Source organism: Pseudomonas sp. FSL W5-0299 (genome assembly GCF_005930655.1).
GTDB classification, from domain to species: domain Bacteria; phylum Pseudomonadota; class Gammaproteobacteria; order Pseudomonadales; family Pseudomonadaceae; genus Aquipseudomonas; species Aquipseudomonas mandelii.
Genome location: NZ_RXHX01000039.1, coordinates 29,428 through 49,925, shown reverse-complemented (window position 1 = coordinate 49,925; position 20,498 = coordinate 29,428). Strand labels below are relative to the sequence as shown.

Sequence of the window (20,498 nt, the reverse complement as noted above, 5' to 3'; positions counted from 1 at the left end):
CCTCTGACAGTACCGCGATGGCTTAGACCATGGCCAACCGGTGCTTGCGTTGTGGCGCGTGAAACGCGTGGTCCAGCGCCTTCAAGTCCTCGTCGTCGAGCCGCAGTTGTGCGGCCTGCGCATTCAGTTGCACATGTTCAGGAGCGACCGCTTTGGGGATGGCGATCACGCCTGTCTGTCGCAGAATCCATGCCAGTGCTATCTGAGCCGGCGTCGCGGCGTGACGGGCGGCAATCTGCCTGAGCGCCGGATGGGTCAGCATCGTTCCTCCCTGACCGATGGGACAGTATGCCATCAACGGCTGCTGATGCTGTTGACACCAGGGCAGAAGATCAAATTCGATGCCGCGCTCTTCCAGGTTGTACAGCACCTGGTTGGTAGCGCAGGCCGGTGAGTTCAATTCCTCCAGGTCGTCAACGTCGAAATTGGACACGCCCCAACGGCCGATTTTGCCGTCTTCTCGCAGTCGTTCGAAGGCTGCGACGGTTTCCTCGAGCGGATACTGGCCGCGCCAATGCAGCAGGTACAAATCGATGTAATCGGTGTTCAAGCGCCGCAGGCTGCGTTCGCAGGCCTGGGGGATGCCTTTGCGGCTGGCGTTGTGCGGGTAGACCTTGCTGACCAGGAAGACCTTGTCGCGCAGGCCTGTTATGGCTTCACCCACCACTTCCTCCGCGCCGCCTTCAGCGTACATCTCGGCGGTGTCGATCAGGGTCATGCCCAGCTCGATGCCCAGGCGCAGCGCGGCAACTTCCTTGTTGTGTTGCGAGGGATCTTCGCCCATGCGCCAGGTGCCTTGACCGATGACCGGTACGTCGACGCCGGCCAGTTCGAGGGTCCGCATGAAAACCTCCTTTTTCGAATCGATAGATACTCTCCAGTTGGCAGCAGAATACCCCGGTGGTTCCGTGGACGTGTAGCAGCTGCTCGGCAGCTGCTTGATTGTGGGGGGATGTTTAGTGGGCCGAAAACTTCAGCACAGTGCTCTGGGTATAGGTCTTGCCCGGGTCAAGTCGGGTGGACGGGAAGTTCGGCTGGTTCGGTGAGTCCGGGTAGTGCTGGGTCTCGAGGGTAAACGCGCCCCAATGCGGATAAACCTTGCCGCCCTTGCCCTTGACCGAGCCATCGAGGAAGTTGCTGGTGTAGAACTGCACGCCGGGTTCAGTGGTGTAGAGCTGCAAGCGGCGCCCGGAGAGTGGGTCGCTGACATCGGCCGCCAGCTTGCCCACATCACCCTTGGCGTCCAGGGCCCAGTTGAAGTCAAATCCGCCCTGTTTCGGCTCGGCGAATTTCAGTTGCGGGTGATCGGCCTTGATGTTTTTGCCGATGGCGGTGGGTTGTGTGAAGTCCATCGGCGTACCCGCGACCGGGGCCAGTTCGCCGGTCGGAATCAGTTTGGCGGTGACCGGCGTGTAATGGGTCGAATGCAGGGTGACGAGCTGTTTCAGAACATCCCCGTTGCCCGCGCCGGCGAGGTTGAAATAGCTGTGATTGGTCAGGTTCAGTACGGTCGGTTTATCAGTGCTGGCCTTGTAGTCGATGCGCAGTTCATTGTTCTCGGTGAGGCTGTAAGTGACCTCGGTCTTGAGGTTGCCGGGGAAGCCCATTTCGCCGTCCGCCGACAGATAGGTCAGGGTAACGCCCACCGAATCCTTGCCTTTGCTCGGCTGAGCTTTCCACACGTGCTTGTCAAACCCTTGCGGGCCGCCGTGCAGCGAGTTGGAGCCGTCGTTGAGCGGCACCTGATAGCGTTTGCCGTCCAGTTCGAACGCGCCGTTGGCCAGGCGATTGCCGAAACGCCCGATGGTCGCGCCAAAGTAAGCGGTGCCGCTCTGATAGCCCTGAACGTCGTCAAAACCCAGCACCACGTCGTCGAGCTTGCCGTTTTTGTCCGGCACCTTCAGCGACTGCAAAATGCCGCCGTAGGTAATGATCGTGGCTTGCAGGCCATGGCTGTTGCGCAAGACGTATTGCTCGACGGGTGTGCCGTCGTTGGTCTTGCCGAAGGCTTTGTGTTCGCTGGACAGGCCAGCCGCTTGAGTGGGGAGAGTGGCGATCATCAGGGACAGTCCGAGGCCGGAGAGCAGGTGTCGGGAGTGCAGCATGGTTGACCTTCCTTTTTGTTGTTTTTGGAATGTAGTCATACTAATAACCGATTTTGATCGTCGATCAAGGAAGGATTTATAGCTGATATGTGAAGCGTTGCAATTAAAAGTATGACTAATGTGTCGGTGTTCGTTATGGAGGCCAGGGTTTACGGACCATCGGCACTGCACTTTTTCAGCTTTGGCGGCTCTATCCTTGGCCAGCCTGCGGCGATCCCCTCCGTCGGCCAATGCCCAAGTTCAGGCACCCATGGCTCGAGTTTTACTCTTCTTCGCTTCACTTCTACGGCGCCGATGCCTGCTGCTGGCCAGCCTGTCGATGCTCTTCGCCAGCGGTTGCAGCCAGCAACAGGGCAGCGACATCGTCAGCCAGTTCCGCGAAGGCACGCCTCAGGAATTCCTCCAGACCAGCGTCGACCGCATGGCGACCCTGGCGATGCGCGACAACCTCGACAGCCTCTACTTGCTGATGAGCAAGCTCTACCTGCGTAACCCGGACGAGTTGAAAAAATCCGGCTTCCTCGACGCCCGCACCGCCGGTAAACAAGTGCGCCTGGCCATCGAACAACAGCAGCCGCTGCCGACCCTCGGTGGCAAGAAGGACCTCGCGGCGCTGAGCTACGCCATGAGCCCTGAGTTTCTCGGCGACCGGGTCGGCGCCTTCATCTACGCCATCGGCAGCATGCTGGTCACCGCTCACGGCAACCGTCTCGAGTTCTATATGACCGATGCGATCAACCCGACCTTCGTCAATAACGCCGCCCGCAACATCGAGAAAGCCACCTGGATCCTGAGCCAGCGGCAAAACAAAAACGGCGAGCCCTTGCTGTTCTCCAACGAAATTTCGGAGGAGGGCAGCAACCTGAGTTTTGCCGTGGAGTTCGGCAAGATCGTCGCGCGGCTGGATCTGCTGACGCAGATGCTGGACGAGCGTTATCGGCGGATCGGCCTGAACTACGCGCAGAGCTTGCTGTTTTTGAATTTCCTGCCCGTGCAGTAAATCAACCCCTCCGCACTCACTGACACAGCAGATCCCCCTGAGGCGCGAGCCTGCTCGCGATAGCGTTGGCACATTCAATATCACGTGAATGAAACATCGCCATCGCGAGCAGGCTCGCTCCCACAGGGGGGGTTGAGTAAATAGGAAAAGTAGTAAGTTGTGGAATAACGATAGTTCGCATCGATATAACTGGTTATAAGAAAAATCGCTATGCTGCGGTCCAGTTTTTCCATGCGTTTTATTGCGGGCGTGTTAATGGATTTCGTTAACTTCGGGTTGGTGGTGGCAGGGTTGGTCGTCGGCTTTATCGTCGGCATGACCGGGGTCGGCGGTGGGTCTTTGATGACCCCGATTCTGCTGTGGTTCGGTATCAATCCGGCCACGGCGGTGGGCACCGACTTGCTGTACGCGGCCATTACCAAATCCAGCGGTGTGCTGGTTCATCGCAAGAACAACAATATCGACTGGGCGATCACCGGTTGGCTGACCCTCGGCAGCGTGCCGGCAGTAGCGCTGACGTTGTGGTTCCTGAGCAGTTTGCAGACTTCTCCCGACGCGATGAATGCCGTTATCAAACAAGCCCTCGGCTTCGTTCTGTTTGCCACGGCCCTGGCGATTTTCTTCAAAAAACGCCTGCTCGACTTCGCCCACAAACGGGCTGGCGGCCATTACAACCCCAGCGGTTCGCGCCTGAATGTGTTGACGGTCATCACCGGTCTGGTCCTGGGCACCATGGTCGCGCTGACCTCGATCGGTGCCGGCGCCCTCGGCACCGTAGCGCTGTTCATCCTCTATCCGTTGCTGCCGACACGCCGCCTCGTCGGCACGGAAATCGCCCACGCCGTGCCGTTGACCCTGGTCGCCGGCCTGGGCCATGCCAGCATGGGCAACATGGATTGGCAGGTGCTGGGTTACTTGCTGGTGGGTTCGCTGCCGGGGATTTACCTGGGCAGCCACTTGACCGGTCGTATCTCCGACGAAGTGCTGCGTCCTTGCCTGGCCACGATGCTGGTGTTGATCGGCTACAAACTGGCGTTTTAGCGTGTACCCCAGATAAAAATGTAAATTGTCTAGTCTTGAAGCAGGGCTACGCCTGTTTCACCCGAACGCCCGATGCACCGCATCGGGCGTTTTGTATTTTAAGGACAGGTGTGGGCACTCTTGGTTGTCGATAAAGATCGCTGCCGCACCCTCTGCTCAAAAAGTGCTGCGCAGGTGAACGTCAGTTGGTGACCAACAGTTCCGGGCCGAGGTAGTCGTTGATGTGGTCAATATCGTCGTCGCCCAGACTGCCCACCGAAGAGGCCAGGCGCAGGCGCGACATCAAGTAGCGCAGCTTGGCCTCGAACAGATCGTGGCGCGCATCGAAGAGCAGCTCTTCGGCATTGAGAACGTCCGAGTTGGTGCTGGTGCCGCCTTCTTTGAAGCCTTTGCGTGTCGAAGTCAGTGAGCGTTCGTTGGACTCCACTGCTCTCTCCAGCGCGCGAATACGTTGGGCGCCACTCTCTACGCCGCGATACTCACGGGTGGTACCGGAGATGACTTCCTGGCGCGTAGCGTCGAGTTCGTCCAGGGCCTTATAGCTATTGGCACTCGCCTGGCGCGTCAACGCGCTAGTGCCACCACCGTTGTACAACGGGAAGTTTGCCTCCAGCCCGATTGAGGCGTAGCGGTTGCGTTGATTCAGCTCGGAGATTGATTGGCTATCGCCCGCGGTGTAGCCGGCAACGAAATCAAGTGTCGGCCAGTGGCCAGCCCTGGCGCGCTTCACTTCTTCTTCAGCGAGGTCGCTGCTATGACGGCGCGCATGGATCAGCGGGCTGTCAGTCTGAGCCTTGATTAACCAGTCCTGCAGGTTGCTCGGTAGCAGCGGTGGCGTATTGAAGGTCGGACGCAAGGTGGTCAGGGATTCGGGGGATTCTCCGATGTATTCCTCAAGCTTGCGGCGCGCGTTGACCAGGTTGTCCTGCGCTTCGATCAGCTCAACCGCGGCGAGGTCGCGGCGAGCGATCGACTCGTCGATGTCGGTGACGGTACCGGCCCCCAACTCCATGCGTCGTTTAGCCGAAGCGAGTTGCTCGTCAAAGGCGCTTAACTTGGCTTTGGCAAGGATGATGGTTTCGCTGGCCAGGAGCACGTCGAAATAGCTTTCGGCCAGGCGCACTGCGGCGTCCTGACTCTTGGCATCGAACACCGCGACGCTGTAGTCGGCACGCTGTTTACCCTGGCGGAACTCGGCCATTTTCTGTTTGTTGAACAGCGGCTGGCGCAAGCGCACGTTAGCGCCCTTGGAGTCGTAGTCGAGATCCCTTTCGATGCCGCTCTGGCGCTGGGTGCCATTGACCTTGTTGTCGTAGGCCGAGGCACTGATCTGCGGTAGCAGGCCGGCTTGGCCAATGGCGCGGTTTTCCAGGCCGGCCTCTTTTTCATGTACGGCGGCGCGATAGACGGGGCCTTGGTACTGCAACAGATCCCAGGCTTGCTTGAGGTCCATGGCGCCAACCGGGAAGGACAGCGCAAGCAGGCAAAAGATCAGGCAATGACGGTCCATTTCATTGTTCCTTGAACGAGCTGTCGACACGCTCGAGCATTGGTTTGAGAAGATAGCTCATCAAGTTGCGCTCGCCGGTCTTGATGGTGACGCTGGCGGGCATACCGGGACGAATGTGATTGCTGCCAAGCTGGCTCATGCCATCGGGAGTGACTTCTACCTGTGCCAGATAGAACGGTTGCTTGCTTTCCTCGTCGAGCAGGCGGTCGGCGGAGACTGTCTTCACACGGCCAGGGATGTTGGGCGTCTGGGCATGGTTGAAGGCCGGAAACGCAATGTCCACGGCCAGGCCGGGGACCATCTTGTCGATCGCCTGTACCGGAATCATCGCGTCAACCTGCAGCGGTTCATTGTCCGGAACGATTTCCATGATTTTGAAGCCGGGCTGAATGATCCCGCCGATGGTCGCAATGCTCAGTGAATGGACGATGCCATCGATCGGCGAGCGAATCACCGTGTGGGTCACTTCATAGTCCAGCGCACGCAAGCGGTCGGCCAGGGTGGTATTTTCCTTGGCGGTGTCGGTGAGCTGCGATTCGACTTCCTTCTGGTAATCGTGCTGGCGCTGAAGGATGCGCAGCTTGATTTCGGTGGTCTGGCTGCGTATGCGGGCGATGTTGTTGAGGTTTTCGGCCTGGCCGGCGGAGAGGTCGGAATTGCTGCGTTCCAGCTCAAGCAGGCGGTTGCGTGGCACATAGCCTTCGGCCGCCAGCACGCGGGTACCTTTTAGTTCCTGGTTGAGGAAGTCGATCTGCGAGGCGCGGGCGCCATAGACCTGCTGCAGGCCCTTGAGCTGCACCGCCGACGCCGCGAGGTTTTCCTGAAGGATGCTGATTTCGCCAGCGAGGCCGGCGCGTCGGGTGTCCAGCAGGCGTTGTTGCAGATTCATGGCGGCCACCAGGCGGTGGTCATTCCCGAAGCGCTTGAGCAGTTCAGGGTCGTAGTTCACCACGTCGCGGCCGTCGCGTTCCGCTTCCAGACGGTTTTCCACCGTCTTGCTGACGATGTACTGGGCGCTGACCGCACCCTGTTCGGAGGCGGCGCGCAGCGAGTCGAGGCGGACCAGCTCCTGGCCTTTTTTCACTGCATCACCTTCGCGAACAAGAATGGCCTCCACAGTGCCGCCGGTCAGATGCTGCACGGCTTTACGATTGCTGGTGACTTTGACCGTGCCAGTCGCGACCACGCCGGCATCCAGTGGCGCCAGCCAGGACCACAGGAGGAAGCCGCCGAAGCCGGCGAGCATCAGCAACATGCCCCAGCGCACGGGTTTACCGACGTCCAGATCCACCACGTTCCTGGGATCGGCGAGAATCATCTCGGTGTGTTGGCTCATTTGCATGATCGGTCACTCCCGTGATTTGACGGAGGCCAGCGGAGTCGATGCGCCTGCAGGCATCACACTGGCCTTGCGCAGCGCTGCAAATACTTCGTCGCGAGTACCGAGCATCTGCACACCGCCGTCGCGCAGCATCAGCACCTTATCGACGGCGCAGAGCACATTGGGACGGTGGGAAATCAGAATGACGGTGGCGCCGCGGTTTTTCAGTTGAGCCAGCGCCTCGACCAAGCCCTTTTCACCGACGTCGTCGAGGTTGGCGTTCGGCTCGTCCAGCACAATCAGATTGGGTTCTCCATACAGCGCGCGAGCCAAGGCGATGCGTTGCTTCTGGCCTCCGGACAGCGGGCTGCCGTCGGTGCCCAGACGGGTCTCATAACCCTGCGCCAAACGCAGGATCATCTCGTGCACTCCAGTCGTCCTGGCGGCGCGTATGACCGCATCGCTGTCCACTTCGCCAAAGCGCGCAATGTTGTCGGCGATGGTGCCCTCGAACAGCTCCACGTCCTGTGGCAGGTAACCGAGCCAGGGGCCAAGTTCGCCCTTGTTCCAGGTGAAGATGTCCGCGCCGTCCAGGCGCACCTTGCCGGCCTGCGCCGGCCAGACGCCAACCAACAGACGAGCGAGGGTGGATTTGCCCGAGGCGGATGGACCGATAATGCCAAGGCTTTCGCCGGGGGAAAGGTTGAAGCTCACTCCGCGCAGAATCGTGTTGCTGGTGCCGGGCGCACCGGCATACACATTCTCCACCGCCAGCATGCCCAGCGGCCGCTGCAGCGACATGCTCGGTGGCCGGCGAGGATAGTCGTTCAGCATCTCGTTCAACCGGGCCCAGGCCGAACGGCAGCCAAGCAATTGCTTCCACGACGCGATGACTTGTTCAACCGGGGCCAGCGCGCGGCCGGTGAGGATCGAGCAAGCAATCATCATCCCCGGGGTGATCTTGCCTTCGATCGCCAGCAACGCGCCGGCGCCGAGGATCAGCGATTGCAAAGTGATGCGCACGAAGCGCCCGGTACTGCTGATCAGGGCAGCACGGTCGGAAGCCAGGGTCTGCATTTCCAGAATGTGCAAATGGCTTTGGTACCAGCGCTTGCCGATCGAAGGCAGCATGCCCATGGCCTCGATAACCTCGGCGTTGCGCAGGTTGTTGTTGGCGTAGCTGGCGGAGGTGAGGGCAGCCTGATTGGCTTCGGCCAGTGGCTTTTGCGTTGCCTTCTCGGTGAGATAAGCCAGGCCCACCAGAATCAGCGAGCCGATCAGCGTGACCAGTCCGAGCAGCGGGTGGATCAAATAGGCGACCAGCAGGTAGATGGGGGTCCAAGGCGCATCAAAGAATGCGAACAGACCATTGCCGGTGAGAAATTGACGCACCTGTGCGAGATCTTGCAGGGCCTGGGCCGGATTGCCTCCGGCGCGACTCAGGTTGCGCTCGAATGCTGCGGTGAAAATGCGTCGATTGAGGTCCATGTCGAGGCAGTTGCCGACTCGGATCAGCACACGGGTGCGGAACATTTCCAGCGTGGCCATTAGCAAGAACAGGCCTATCACCAGGAAGGTCAGCATCGTCAATGTTGTGACGTTACGACTGACCAAGGCTCGATCGTAGACCTGCAGCATATAAATAGCTGGCGTCAACATCATGACGTTGATGACGCCGCTGAATCCGGCCAACGAGTAAAAACTGCGGCGAAGTCGAAAGAGCGCGTCGGCCAGTTCGGATCGGGTACTTGAGAGCTTGTGCATTTGATAGACCCTCACCGAAAAGCCGGGTGTGCTTGCGGCAAAAAGCAGCAAGGAAAATGTGTGAAAAACCATAGATGTAGTTGCGAATGCTTCTCGCGGACACAAGCCATAGCGTTCCTGGAAAAGTTCCGTAAATTTTTATGTTCACATGCAGCAGCGTAGGTGGCGTTTGTCTCTCTAGCGATACAGTTTGAAATAACATTTCGCTCTAGTAGTTCTTCTGAATATCTATATATCGTTTGATAACAGTAAGTTGGCATGTCCAATGACGATGATATTTTTTTTACGTCGTAATATTGACAGCGCATTGCTATAGAACTTTAGTCATGTTCAAGGGCGCCCGTCTGAATCTTGCCATCGCTTCGAAAGTGCAGGGCACGGTGGTCCTGAAGGAGCACGGCATGTCGATCATTTTGTTCTGTTGCACCGTGACGGAGCTGTTCAGGAAGTTCGCTTCGACTTCCCGATTCCATGGCCCACCAGTGGCTCGGAATCGCTCTGCCTAAACGCTCAGCGAGCAATTTCATCCAGCGAATTCCAGGCGCGCATTCACTGGCGCAGGGGACGGCTTTGCCTGCCCCACGCCTGCTCTCGCCAAACACTGAACCAACGAACTGCGCAAGCCAGCACGTGACTTGGCGCGGGAGGATTTATTCGTCCCGAGCCTTTCCCATATAGATCGAGGGCAATCGAAATGGCCAATTTCAACAAGTCGGACCTGGAGTTCATTCTCAAGCAAATCTTCATCGCAGAAGCGCATGCCGACGGCGCCAGCCTTAGTGATTTGCTACCCAACAGTCAGGTGCCATACGGCCTGCGAACCGTCGATGGCAGCTACAACAACCTGGTCGCCGGACAAAGCGAATTTGGCGCTGCGGACAATTCCTTCCTGCGCCTGCTTGACGCTTCGTATCGTGCGTCGTACGTCGGGACAGGGACGGTGGTCGATCCGCAGCCACGGATTATCAGTAACCTGATCAACGACCAGACCGCCAACAACCCGGCCGCTGTCGCTGCGAACGGTGGTGCTGACCCAGTGATCAGCCCCGGTCTGGACGGCGTGTTCGGCACGGCCGACGACAAGGAAGTATTCTTCATCCCCAACGAGTCGCCGGACGCCGGCCTGACCGCCGGCTTCAACTCGTGGATGACCTTCTTCGGCCAGTTCTTCGACCACGGCCTTGATCTGCTCAGCAAGAGCAGTACCGACGTTGTGTTTATTCCGCTGCAGCCGGACGATCCGTTGTTTGTGCCGGGCAGCCCGACCAACTTCATGGTGCTGCCACGTGCAGTGCGTACGGCCGGCGCGGACGGAATTGTCGGCACTTCCGATGATGGTCAGCCCAACACCACCTCACCGTTCGTAGACCAGAGCCAAACATACAGCTCGCACCCGTCGCACCAGGTGTTCCTGCGTGAGTACGTCCTCAACGCGGCCGGTGACCCTATTGCAACGGGGCGCTTGATTACCAACCGCGATCTCGGCGCTGATGGCAAATTCGGCACGGCCGATGATGGCGACGGCGAAAGCGGCGGCATGGCGACCTGGGCAGTGGTAAAAGCCCAGGCCCGTGACATTCTCGGCATCAACCTGACCGACCTCGATGTGCACAACGTGCCGTTGCTCGCGACTGATGCCTATGGCAGCTTCATCCGGGGGCCGAACGGTATGCCGCAGGTGGTGATGCGCACCAGTAACGGTACCGACGGTATTGCCGGGACGGCTGATGACGTCACGCAACTGGTCGAAGGCAACCGGGATGCGCCGATCAGTCTGGCCAACGCCGTAAGCACCGGACATGGTTTCCTCGACGACATCGCCCACAATGCCGCGCCGGTCGTCGTCGGTGGGGTTCTGCAAGCGGATGCCGACGCCGATGTCGGCAATGCGCAGCCCGTGGGTGCGGGCGGCAACAACCTGACCTATGACAACGAACTGCTCGACGCCCACTACATTGCCGGCGACGGCCGGGCGAACGAAAACATTGGCCTGACCGCCGTGCACCATGTGTTCCACTCCGAGCACAACCGCCTGGTCCAGCAATCCAAGCAAACCATCCTGGCCGCCGGCGATCTGGCGTTTCTCAATGAGTGGCTGGTGGACGACGTCGCCGCAATGCCTACGACACTCGCCGAAATATCAGCCTTGGTGTGGGACGGCGAACGCCTGTTCCAGGCCGCCAAGTTCGGCACCGAGATGCAGTACCAGCACCTCGTCTTCGAAGAGTTCGCGCGGACCATTCAGCCGCAGGTTGACGCATTCCTTGCCCCCAACGGGTATGACACCTCGATCAACCCGGCCATCCTCGCCGAGTTCGCCCATGTGGTGTATCGCTTCGGTCACTCGATGTTGACCGAGACCGTCGATCGTTTCGACCCCGAATTTAATCCGCTGCTCACTGACCCGAACAACCCGGATTCGCAAATGGGTCTGATCGCGGCCTTCCTCAATCCGCTGGCGTTCGCCGGCAGCGGGGCCACTGCGGACGAAGCGGCAGGGGCGATCATTCGCGGTGTGACCCGCCAGCTCGGCAACGAGATCGACGAGTTCGTCACCGAAGCGTTGCGCAATAATCTGCTCGGTCTGCCCCTCGATTTGCCGGCCTTGAATCTGGCGCGTGGTCGCGACACGGGTATCCCGACCTTGAATGAGGCGCGGCGTGAGTTCTACTCATCAACCGGCGACAGCCAACTCAAGCCGTACATCAGTTGGGCAGACTTCGCGGACAACCTCAAACACCCCGAGTCGTTGGTCAACTTCATCGCAGCCTATGGCACGCATGAAACGATTACGGCGGCGACCACGCTGGCAGACAAACGCGCTGCAGCCCTGGCGCTGGTATTCGGTGGCGATGATGCGCCGGCTGACCGCCTGGACTTCCTCAACAGTACCGGCGCCTATGGCAACGTAACGCTGGCCGGCAAGGATGGGCTGCTGGGTACTGCCGACGACGTGACGGGTGTAACGATCACGGGCGTCGACGATATCGACTTCTGGGTCGGTGGCCTCGCCGAGCAGAAGATGCCGTTCGGCGGTATGCTCGGTTCGTCGTTCAACTTCGTGTTTGAGACCCAGATGGAGGCGTTGCAGGACGGCGACCGCTTCTACTATCTGTCACGTACCGCGGGCCTGAACTTCGGCACCGAGTTGGAAAACAACTCCTTTGCCAAGCTGATCATGCTCAACACCGATGTCACACACCTGTCGAACACCGTGTTCCTGACGCCTACTTACACCCTGGAAGTGAATCAGGCCAATCAGTTCACTGGCCTTGGCGCGGGCAGCGCCGATCCAACTGGCGGCCTCATGATCAACGGTGTGGAAATCGTGCCGCTGGTGATCCGCGATAACCCCGACACCGTGGGGGCGGACAGTAATTATCTGCAATATACCGGCGAAGACCATGTCGTCCTGGGTGGCACCGCTGGCAATGACATCATCGTCTCCGGTGAGGGCGATGACACCCTTTACGGCGACGGTGGCAACGACCGCCTCGAAGGCGGCGCCGGCAACGATGCGGTACTGGGCGGCGCGGGCGATGACATCATCACCGACTCGTTCGGTGACAACCGTCTGGAAGGTAATGCCGGTAACGATGTGATCGTCGCCGGTAGCATGCTGGTTGGCGGCAACCTGATCCTGGGGGGCGATGGCCAGGACTTCATCATCACCACCGAAGACATCAGCACCACCTTCGGCGGTCAGGGTGACGATTTCATCCTCGGGGCCAAGACCAACCTGCCAGCTACGGGCAACGAAGGTGATGACTGGATCGAGAGCGGTACCCAGGACGGTGCGCCAGGCGATAACGCCTCGCCGTTGCTCAATGATGACGTGATCGGCAACGATATCTTTGTCGGTGGTGGTGGCTTCGACGAAATGATCGGCGAGGGTGGCGATGACATCTTTGTCGGCAGCGATGCCCAGGACAATATGGACGGCATGTCCGGTTTCGACTGGGTGACCTACAAAAATGACAGGGTCGGTGTGACCGTTGACCTGACCATGGCCACGCTGGCGCAACCACACGGCAACGCGCCAAACCAGAACAACGGGCCGTTCAATCCGGTCGGTGCCTCACCGACCTCGATCCTCGACCGTTTTGCCGAGGTCGAAGGCTTGTCCGGTTCGCAATTTGGCGATGTGCTCAAGGGCGATAATGTTGATGCGGTCACGATTGCCGACCACGGCGGGACCACGGGCAGTGCGCTGACCAATGTGGCGTTGATTCGCGGACTGGAGCAATTCCTGGCCGATGCCGGCTTGCCGACCACTGGTTTTGCCACGGGCAATATCATCCTCGGTGGCAATGGCAGTGACCTGATCGAGGGGCGTGGTGGCGATGACCTGATCGATGGCGACAAATGGATCAACGTCAGAATTGCGGTGTATGGCCCCAACGACGTCAACCATACCGGCCCTGAAATCGCCACCTTCGACAGCATGGTCGACATGATTCCGTTCATGATCGACGGCACCTATAACCCAGGTCAGCTCAAGGCCGTGCGGGAAATCCTGCCGGGCACTTCGACAGGCGGGGCGGCTTTCGACACTGCCGTTTTCTCCGGCCTTCAGTCTGAGTATGTGGTGACGCGTGACACCCGAGGCACGGCCAATGTGGCGGACGATGTCTGGACAGTGACCGATACCGAAGCGGGTCGCGACGGCACCGATACCTTGCTGCATATCGAACGCCTGCAATTCGCCGATACCCAGCAAGTGCTGGTGCCGGATCTGAACGCACAACCGTTGGGCAGACCGACCGTCGCGGATGGAAACGGCGGCGCGATCACAGTGGGCGACACATTGACGGTGAGCATGGCCGGAGTGCGCGATTCCGACAACATCACGGTGGGTAACCCGCAGGGTTTCGTCAACAATGCCTCGGTGTCCTACTATTGGCAGTTCGAAGCCGACCCCGGCACCGGCGTGTTCGAAGACATCATCCAGCTGCCAGCGGGTGACCTGGCGTTCCAAAGTGCCGACGGCACCACGTTCAAGGTCTCGCCGGATCTTGCCGGGCTGGCACTGCGGGTCAAAGCGATCTACCAGGATGGTCACGGCACGACTGAAGTGGTGTTCTCGCAACCGACTGATGTGGTGGCTCCCGGCGAGCCGGTTGTGCCGACGGCGCAGACACCGGTAGTCAATGCCACCGCGGGGGGCGAGGGCCTTAACATGGTCCGCTCCGACCTCAACTTCATCCTTGATCAGATCAAGATTGCCGAGGCTGATGCGGCCGGTCAGGACATCCTCTCGCTGATCCCGAATATCCGCGCGCCGTTGGGCCTGCGTGCGGTCGACGGCTCGAACAACAACCTGATGAACCTCAACGGCATCAACAACACCGAGTTTGGTGCCGCGGATAACACCTTCCCGCGCTTGACCGATCCGGTCTTCAATCCGGCGGAAGGTGCTCCTGCCGGCTTCTTCGGCCCCGGCTCGCCGGCCATTCCGGGATCGTCGTATCAGCAGAACAGCGGCTTTGTGTTTGACTCGCAGCCGCGCACGATCAGTAATCTGATCGTCGACCAGACCTCGAACAACCCGGCGGCCTATGCCACTGCTTACGACCCGGGTGCGGACGGTGTGCTCAACTTCGGCGCAGAGGGGAACGACGACGTGCTCAAGGATGGCACTCGAATAGTCGCCAGCCCCGGCATGGATGGTCAGTTCGGTACTGCCGACGACCATGATGTGTACCTGTTCGAGAACACCGCGTCGGACGCAGGGTTGTCCGCGCCGTTCAACGCCTGGATGACCTTCTTCGGGCAGTTCTTCGATCACGGTCTGGACCTGGTGACCAAAGGCGGTTCGGGCACGATCTTCATCCCGCTGCAACCGGATGATCCGCTGTATGTGCCCGGTGGCAACACCAACTTCATGGTGCTGACCCGCGCGACCAACCTGCCCGGGGCGGATGGCGTTCTCGGCACGGCCGACGACATCCATGAGCACACCAACACCACGTCGCCATTCGTGGATCAAAACCAGACCTACAGCTCGCACCCATCACACCAGGTTTTCCTGCGCGGTTATGAGCTGACCGACAACGGCCCCATCGCGACCGGCAGATTGATCACTAACCGTGACCTGGGGGCGGATGGCAAGTTTGGTACCGCAGACGACACCGAAATCGGTGGTATGGCGACCTGGAAAGTGGTCAAGGCGCAGGCCAACGACATTCTGGGTATCCGCCTTACCGACGCCGACGTCGACAACTCCCCGCTGTTGGCGACCGACGCTTATGGCAATTTCATCAAGGGGCCGAACGGCTTCCCGATGGTCGTGATGAAGGGCGCTGACGGTCTTGGTGGCACGGCTGATGACGTCCTTGTCGAAGGCAATCCGCTTGACCCCATTAGCCTGACCAACGCTGTGCGTACCGGTCACCAGTTCCTCGCCGACATTGCCCACAATGCAGCGCCGGTGTTCAGCGGTGGCGTGCTCGTGCCTGACGCGGATTCGGATACTGGCAACGCAGTGCCGTTCAATCCGCAGACCGGGGCCAACCTGGCCTACGACAACGAGTTGCTCGATGCGCATTACATCGCTGGCGACGGCCGGGTCAACGAGAACATCGGCCTGACCGCGGTGCATGCGATCTTCCACTCCGAGCACAATCGGCTGGTCGCGCAGACCAAGGACACCGTGCTTGATTCGGGTGACGTAGCCTTCCTCAACGAGTGGCTGCTCACTCCGGTGAGCGCTTTGCCCGCCAACCAGGCTGAGATCGATGCGCTTGTGTGGAATGGCGAGCGCTTGTTCCAGGCTGCCAAGTTCGGCACCGAGATGCAGTACCAGCACCTGGTGTTCGAGGAGTTTGCGCGGACCATCCAGCCCAACGTTGACCTGTTCTTTGCACCGACCCAGGTCTATGACGTTGACCTCGATGCCTCGATCGTCGCCGAGTTCGCCCATACCGTGTACCGGTTTGGCCACTCGATGCTGACCGAGACCGTCGATCGCTTCGACGTCGACTTCAACGTGATCGGCGATCCGAACAGCGCTGATCCTGATCAGCAACTCGGCCTGATCGCGGCGTTCCTCAACCCGTTGGCGTATGCCGCCAGTGGCGTGACGCCCGAAGATGCGACCAGTGCGATCGTGCGTGGGATGACTCGGCAAGCCGGTAACGAAATCGACGAGTTCGTCACCGAGGCGCTGCGCAACAACCTGCTCGGCCTGCCGCTCGACCTGCCGGCGATCAACATTGCCCGTGGCCGCGACGTGGGGATTCCTTCGCTCAATGCGGTCCGCCGCGACATCTACAGCCAAACCGGTGATACCCAACTCAAGCCTTACATCAGCTGGGTCGACCTGGTGCAGCACCTCAAGCATCCAGAGTCGTTGATCAACTTCATCGCGGCCTATGGCACGCATAGCACGATCACGGAGGCGACCACACTGGAAGCCAAACGCGCTGCAGCCATGGCGCTGGTATTCGGTGGTGATGATGCGCCGGCTGACCGCTTGGACTTCCTCAACGGAACCGGTACCTGGGCCAACGTCACGCTGGCCGGCAAAGATGGGGTGATGGGAACTGCCGACGATCTGAAGGGAGTGACGATCACGGGCGTAGATGCCATCGATCTCTGGATCGGCGGCCTGGCCGAAGAGAAAACCCCGTTCGGCGGCATGCTCGGCTCGACCTTCAACTTCGTGTTCGAGAACCAGCTGGAAAAACTGCAGGACGGCGACCGCTTCTACTATCTGGAGCGTACGGCTGGCCTGTCGATGAATGCCGAACTGGAAAGCAATTCGTTCGCCAAGCTGATCATGGCCAACACCTCGGCTACGCACTTGCCGGGCCTGGTGTTCTCGGACCCTGGTTTCTATCTGGAAAGGGACCAGAGCAAGCAGTACAACGATGGCCTGGGCAACGCTGATCCGCTTGGCGAGAACGGCGAGCAGGTCGTGTTCCGCGACAACCCGCTGACCGCAGGACCGGACACCAACTACATCAAGTACACGGGTGATCAGCACATCGTGCTGGGCGGCACCAACAATGCCGACATCCTCATCGCCAGTGAAGGCGATGACACGGTCTGGGGTGACGGCGGCAACGATGTCATCGAAGGCGGTGACGGCAACGACCAACTGCGCGGTGGCGCCGGCGACGACATCATCACCGACCGCGGCGGCGACGATAACATCCAGGGGGGTGACGGCAACGACGTGCTGCACGGTGGCAATGGCGTCAACCTGATCATCGGCGGGTTCGGCAATGACTTCATCGTGACCGGCGAGGACGCCTCCGAGGCTATTGGTGGCCACGGCAACGACTTCATTCTGGGCAGCAAAGCCAACGAACAGGACATGGGTAACGAAGGCGACGACTGGATCGAGAAGGGCACGTCGGACGGTGCACCTGGCGACAACTTCGACCCGCTCGGCAACGACCCGATAATCGGCCACGATGTGTTCATCGGCGCTAGCGAAAACGACAAGTTCAACGGCGAGGGCGGCGACGACATCATGGTCGGCAGTCTCGGCCTGGGTGACCGCTATATCGGTGGCTCCGGCTATGACTGGGCAACCTTCAAGGGGCTCGCCCAGGGCGTGACCATCGACTTCACCGATCGCTTTTTCGATGTTCCGCCGGTGCCGGGTTCGGGGGCTTCGGCGCTGGTGCGGTTCGACATCATGGAAGGTTTGTCGGGTTCATCGCACGGTGACTACCTGCGCGGTGATAACGAAGATGCCACAACACTGCCTGGCGCCGGTGCAACTGGCAGTGTGCTGACCAATATCAACCTGATCGACGGCCTGGTTGATCTTCTGCCCGCCGGAGCAACGTTCTTCGACGGCGGCAACATCATCCTCGGCGGCAGCGGCAGCGACCTGATCGAAGGTCGCGGTGGTGACGACATCATCGATGGTGACAAGTGGCTGAACGTGCGTATAAGCGTGCGGGAAAATGTCGATGGCACAGGCGAGGAAATCGCCACGTTCGACAGCATGGAGCCACTGGTGCCGTTTATGCTGAACGGTACTTACAACCCGGGCCAGTTGGTCATCGTGCGGGAGATTCTGACCGGCAATGACAGCTACGACACTGCATTGTTCTCCGGTAATTTGGGGGAATACGGCATCGAGATCGATGGCGACACTGTCATCGTGACCGACTCGGTGGCGGGGCGTGATGGCGTCGATCGCCTGACAGGCATCGAGCGTCTGCAGTTCGCTGACGTGGCGCAATCGTCCGGAGTGGGCACCGCTCAAAACAACGACCCATCGGGTCATCTGGCAATCCTCGATGCTGCAACCGGTGTGCGTGACGAAACGCCTGTTGCCGGCCAGTTGCTGCGAGTCAGTGATCGGGCGGTACACGACGCGGACAACCAAAGCGGGACCAACCCGACCGGTGCGGTGACTGGCGGGGTGGCTTACTACTGGCAGGTCGAAACCATTGCCGGCACGGGCGTTTATGATGACATCACCTCCCTCGCTGCGGGCGAGGCAACGCGGGCGATCGGCACCACCTACCGGGTGACGGACGATGTGGCAGGTCTGAACATCCGCGTCCGGGCGGTGTACCAGGATGCCAAGGGCACGCTGGAGATCGTCGATTCGTCCGGGAACAGCACACCGACCGAAGGGCCGACCGTTACCGGGCTTGCCGTGCAGAACCAGCTGTTGACCGCTGACCCGTCGAGCATCATCGACCTCGATGGCCTGAGCAATCCGCAGTTCACCTATCAGTGGCAGGCGAACGACGGGCTTGGCTTCGTCAACATCGCCGGCGCTACCGGTAGCACGTTCGCGCTTGGCCAGGCTCAGGTCGATCAGGAAGTGCGCGTGGTCATCGGTTACGTAGATGCGTTCGGTGTGGCCGAAAGCGTTTCGTCCAACATCCTGGGGCCGGTGGAAAACGTCAACGATGCTCCGACTGCAGGGCCAACCTTAACCGGGCTTGCAGTGCAGAACCAGGTGTTGACCGCTGACCCGGCGAGCATCATCGACGTCGATGGCTTGAGCAATCCGCAGTTCACCTACCAATGGCAGGCGAACAACGGGTCTGGCTTCGTCGACATCAACGGCGCTACCGGTAGCACGTTCGCGCTTGGCCAGGCTCAGGTCGGACAGGCAGTGCGTGTGGTCATCGGTTACGTGGATGACTTCGGTGCGGCCGAAAGCGTTTCATCCAACACCCTGGGGCCGGTGGCCAACGCCAATGATGCACCGACAGGCGCATTGCTGATCAGCGATACGACACCGAATCAAGGGCAGGTGCTAACCGCGCTGACGGGCGAGATTGTCGATGCGGATGGGCTGGGCACCTTCAGCTTCCAGTGGCAGCAAGGTGTCGGTGTGTCCTTCACTGACATCAACGGTGCGACTGCTGCGACCTTCACCCCGGGTGCGGCGCAAGGCAATCTGCAACTGCGAGTGATCGTGCGCTACACCGATGGCTTCGGCACGCTGGAGTCGGTGACCTCTGCGGCGACGGCGGCAGTAACGGTACTGAGTGGCGTGGTCCTGCAGGGCAATGCGTTTGCGAACACCCTCACCGGCACTGCGGGTAACGATGTGCTGATTGGCCTGGGCGGGAGCGATACGCTGAATGGCCTGGCCGGTATCGACCAGTTGTTTGGCGGCACGGGCAACGACATCCTCAACGGCGGAGACGACAACGACGTCCTCAATGGCGAGGACGGCACCGACACCCTCAACGGTGGACTCGGCGCGGATACCATGAACGGCGGTGCCGGCAACGACACGTTTGTGGTCGACAACGTCGGTGACCTTGTCACCGAGGCGCTGGGTGGTGGTACCGATCTGGTGCGGACCAGTCTGACGAGCTACCAGCTCGGTGCCAACGTCGAGAACCTGACCTATACGGGAACCGCAAACTTCACCGGTACCGGTAACGCGCTAGCCAACATCATCACCGGCGGGGTGGGTAGCGACATCCTCAATGGCGGTGCAGGTGCTGACCGGTTGGTGGGGGGCGCCGGCAACGATACCTATGTCGTCGACGCAGCCTTGGACGTGGTGGTCGAGGTGTTAGGTGGCGGTACGGACACCGTGCAGACCTCGCTGGCCAGCTACACGCTTGGCGCTAATGTCGAGAATCTGACCTACACCGGAGTCGGCAACTTCGTCGGCAACGGCAACGGGTTGAACAACGTCATCACCGCCGGAGCGGGTAATGACACCCTCAATGGTAACGACGGCAACGACCAACTGTTCGGTGGCATTGGCACCGATACCCTGAACGGCGGCAATGGCGATGACAGCCTCGACGGCGGTGATGGGGCGGATGTCTTGAATGGTGGATCAGGCAACGACACGCTGCTCGGTGGTGACGCTAACGACATATTGTTGGGTGGAACCGGCATTGACTTTATCGATGGCGGAATTGGCAACGATACGGTCACTGGCGGTGCCGGTAACGACATGATGGTTGCCAGCAGTGGCAACGATATCTTCATGTTCGCAGCGGGCTTCGGGGCCGATCAGATCATCGGCTTCGATGCCGACGCGGTGGGAGGCCAGGACCGGCTCGATATTTCCGCGTTCGGCGTCACTGCTGCGACCTTTGCCGGCATCGTTATCATCACCGATATCGGTGCGGATACCTTGATCAGCTCCGCAGGGCCTGAATCCATCCGCCTGGTCGGTGTGGCCGATGCAACAACCGTCACTGCCGCAGACTTCATTCTGGCCACTTGAGGTTCTGATCAGCAATGTCGCAGGGAGCGTGGACATCGGAGGGGAGGGCAATGGATGCCCTCCGTTTTTTAAAACTC

8 protein-coding genes are annotated in these 20,498 nt (G+C 60.0%); 3 read left to right on the top strand and 5 right to left on the bottom strand.

The genetic code is table 11. The features are described from left to right. Nucleotides 1-22 precede the first annotated feature (22 nt). Nucleotides 23-844, bottom strand: a complete 822-nt coding sequence (locus FHL16_RS28960) for an aldo/keto reductase (RefSeq protein WP_077750016.1) — start codon at nt 842-844, stop codon at nt 23-25. A 112-nt stretch (nt 845-956) separates the two neighbouring features. Next, entirely contained in the window at nt 957-2,105 is a 1,149-nt protein-coding gene (locus FHL16_RS28955) for an aldose epimerase family protein (protein ID WP_077750015.1), read from the bottom strand. Between the two features lie 250 nt (nt 2,106-2,355). Between FHL16_RS28955 and FHL16_RS28950 the strand changes: the two genes are divergently transcribed. Both FHL16_RS28950 and FHL16_RS28945 read left to right on the top strand, forming a co-directional pair. Continuing rightward, a complete protein-coding gene (locus FHL16_RS28950; RefSeq protein ID WP_077750013.1) occupies nt 2,356-3,105 on the top strand; it encodes a hypothetical protein in 750 nt (249 codons plus the stop codon). A 255-nt stretch (nt 3,106-3,360) separates the two neighbouring features. Next, nucleotides 3,361-4,146, top strand: coding sequence for a sulfite exporter TauE/SafE family protein (locus FHL16_RS28945; RefSeq protein WP_010458623.1), 786 nt, complete (start codon nt 3,361-3,363; stop codon nt 4,144-4,146). Between the two features lie 181 nt (nt 4,147-4,327). Here FHL16_RS28945 and FHL16_RS28940 read toward each other — a convergent pair whose 3' ends face one another. From FHL16_RS28940 to FHL16_RS28930, 3 genes are read right to left on the bottom strand one after another with little or no spacing between them, the layout of a single operon-like run. After that, on the bottom strand, nt 4,328-5,656 hold the full coding sequence (locus FHL16_RS28940; protein WP_077750012.1) for a TolC family outer membrane protein: 1,329 nt from the start codon (nt 5,654-5,656) through the stop codon (nt 4,328-4,330). 1 nt (nt 5,657) lies between these two features. Further along, complete coding sequence (locus FHL16_RS28935) at nt 5,658-6,998, bottom strand: HlyD family type I secretion periplasmic adaptor subunit (protein WP_077750010.1); 1,341 nt, start codon at nt 6,996-6,998, stop codon at nt 5,658-5,660. 6 nt (nt 6,999-7,004) lie between these two features. Then, nucleotides 7,005-8,741, bottom strand: a complete 1,737-nt coding sequence (locus FHL16_RS28930; protein WP_010458626.1) for a type I secretion system permease/ATPase — start codon at nt 8,739-8,741, stop codon at nt 7,005-7,007. 694 nt (nt 8,742-9,435) lie between these two features. Between FHL16_RS28930 and FHL16_RS28925 the strand changes: the two genes are divergently transcribed. After that, entirely contained in the window at nt 9,436-20,421 is a 10,986-nt protein-coding gene (locus FHL16_RS28925; RefSeq protein ID WP_077750007.1) for a peroxidase family protein, read from the top strand. Nucleotides 20,422-20,498 lie beyond the last annotated feature (77 nt).

Bases quoted from the DNA above. Each gene is read 5' to 3' on its own strand.
- FHL16_RS28960 (WP_077750016.1), bottom strand. From the start codon at position 844: ATGCGGACCCTCGAACTGGCCGGCGTCGACGTACCGGTCATCGGTCAA.
- FHL16_RS28925 (WP_077750007.1), top strand. From the start codon at position 9,436: ATGGCCAATTTCAACAAGTCGGACCTGGAGTTCATTCTCAAGCAAATC.
- FHL16_RS28955 (WP_077750015.1), bottom strand. From the start codon at position 2,105: ATGCTGCACTCCCGACACCTGCTCTCCGGCCTCGGACTGTCCCTGATG.
- FHL16_RS28940 (WP_077750012.1), bottom strand. From the start codon at position 5,656: ATGGACCGTCATTGCCTGATCTTTTGCCTGCTTGCGCTGTCCTTCCCG.
- FHL16_RS28930 (WP_010458626.1), bottom strand. From the start codon at position 8,741: ATGCACAAGCTCTCAAGTACCCGATCCGAACTGGCCGACGCGCTCTTT.
- FHL16_RS28935 (WP_077750010.1), bottom strand. From the start codon at position 6,998: ATGCAAATGAGCCAACACACCGAGATGATTCTCGCCGATCCCAGGAAC.
- FHL16_RS28950 (WP_077750013.1), top strand. From the start codon at position 2,356: ATGGCTCGAGTTTTACTCTTCTTCGCTTCACTTCTACGGCGCCGATGC.
- FHL16_RS28945 (WP_010458623.1), top strand. From the start codon at position 3,361: ATGGATTTCGTTAACTTCGGGTTGGTGGTGGCAGGGTTGGTCGTCGGC.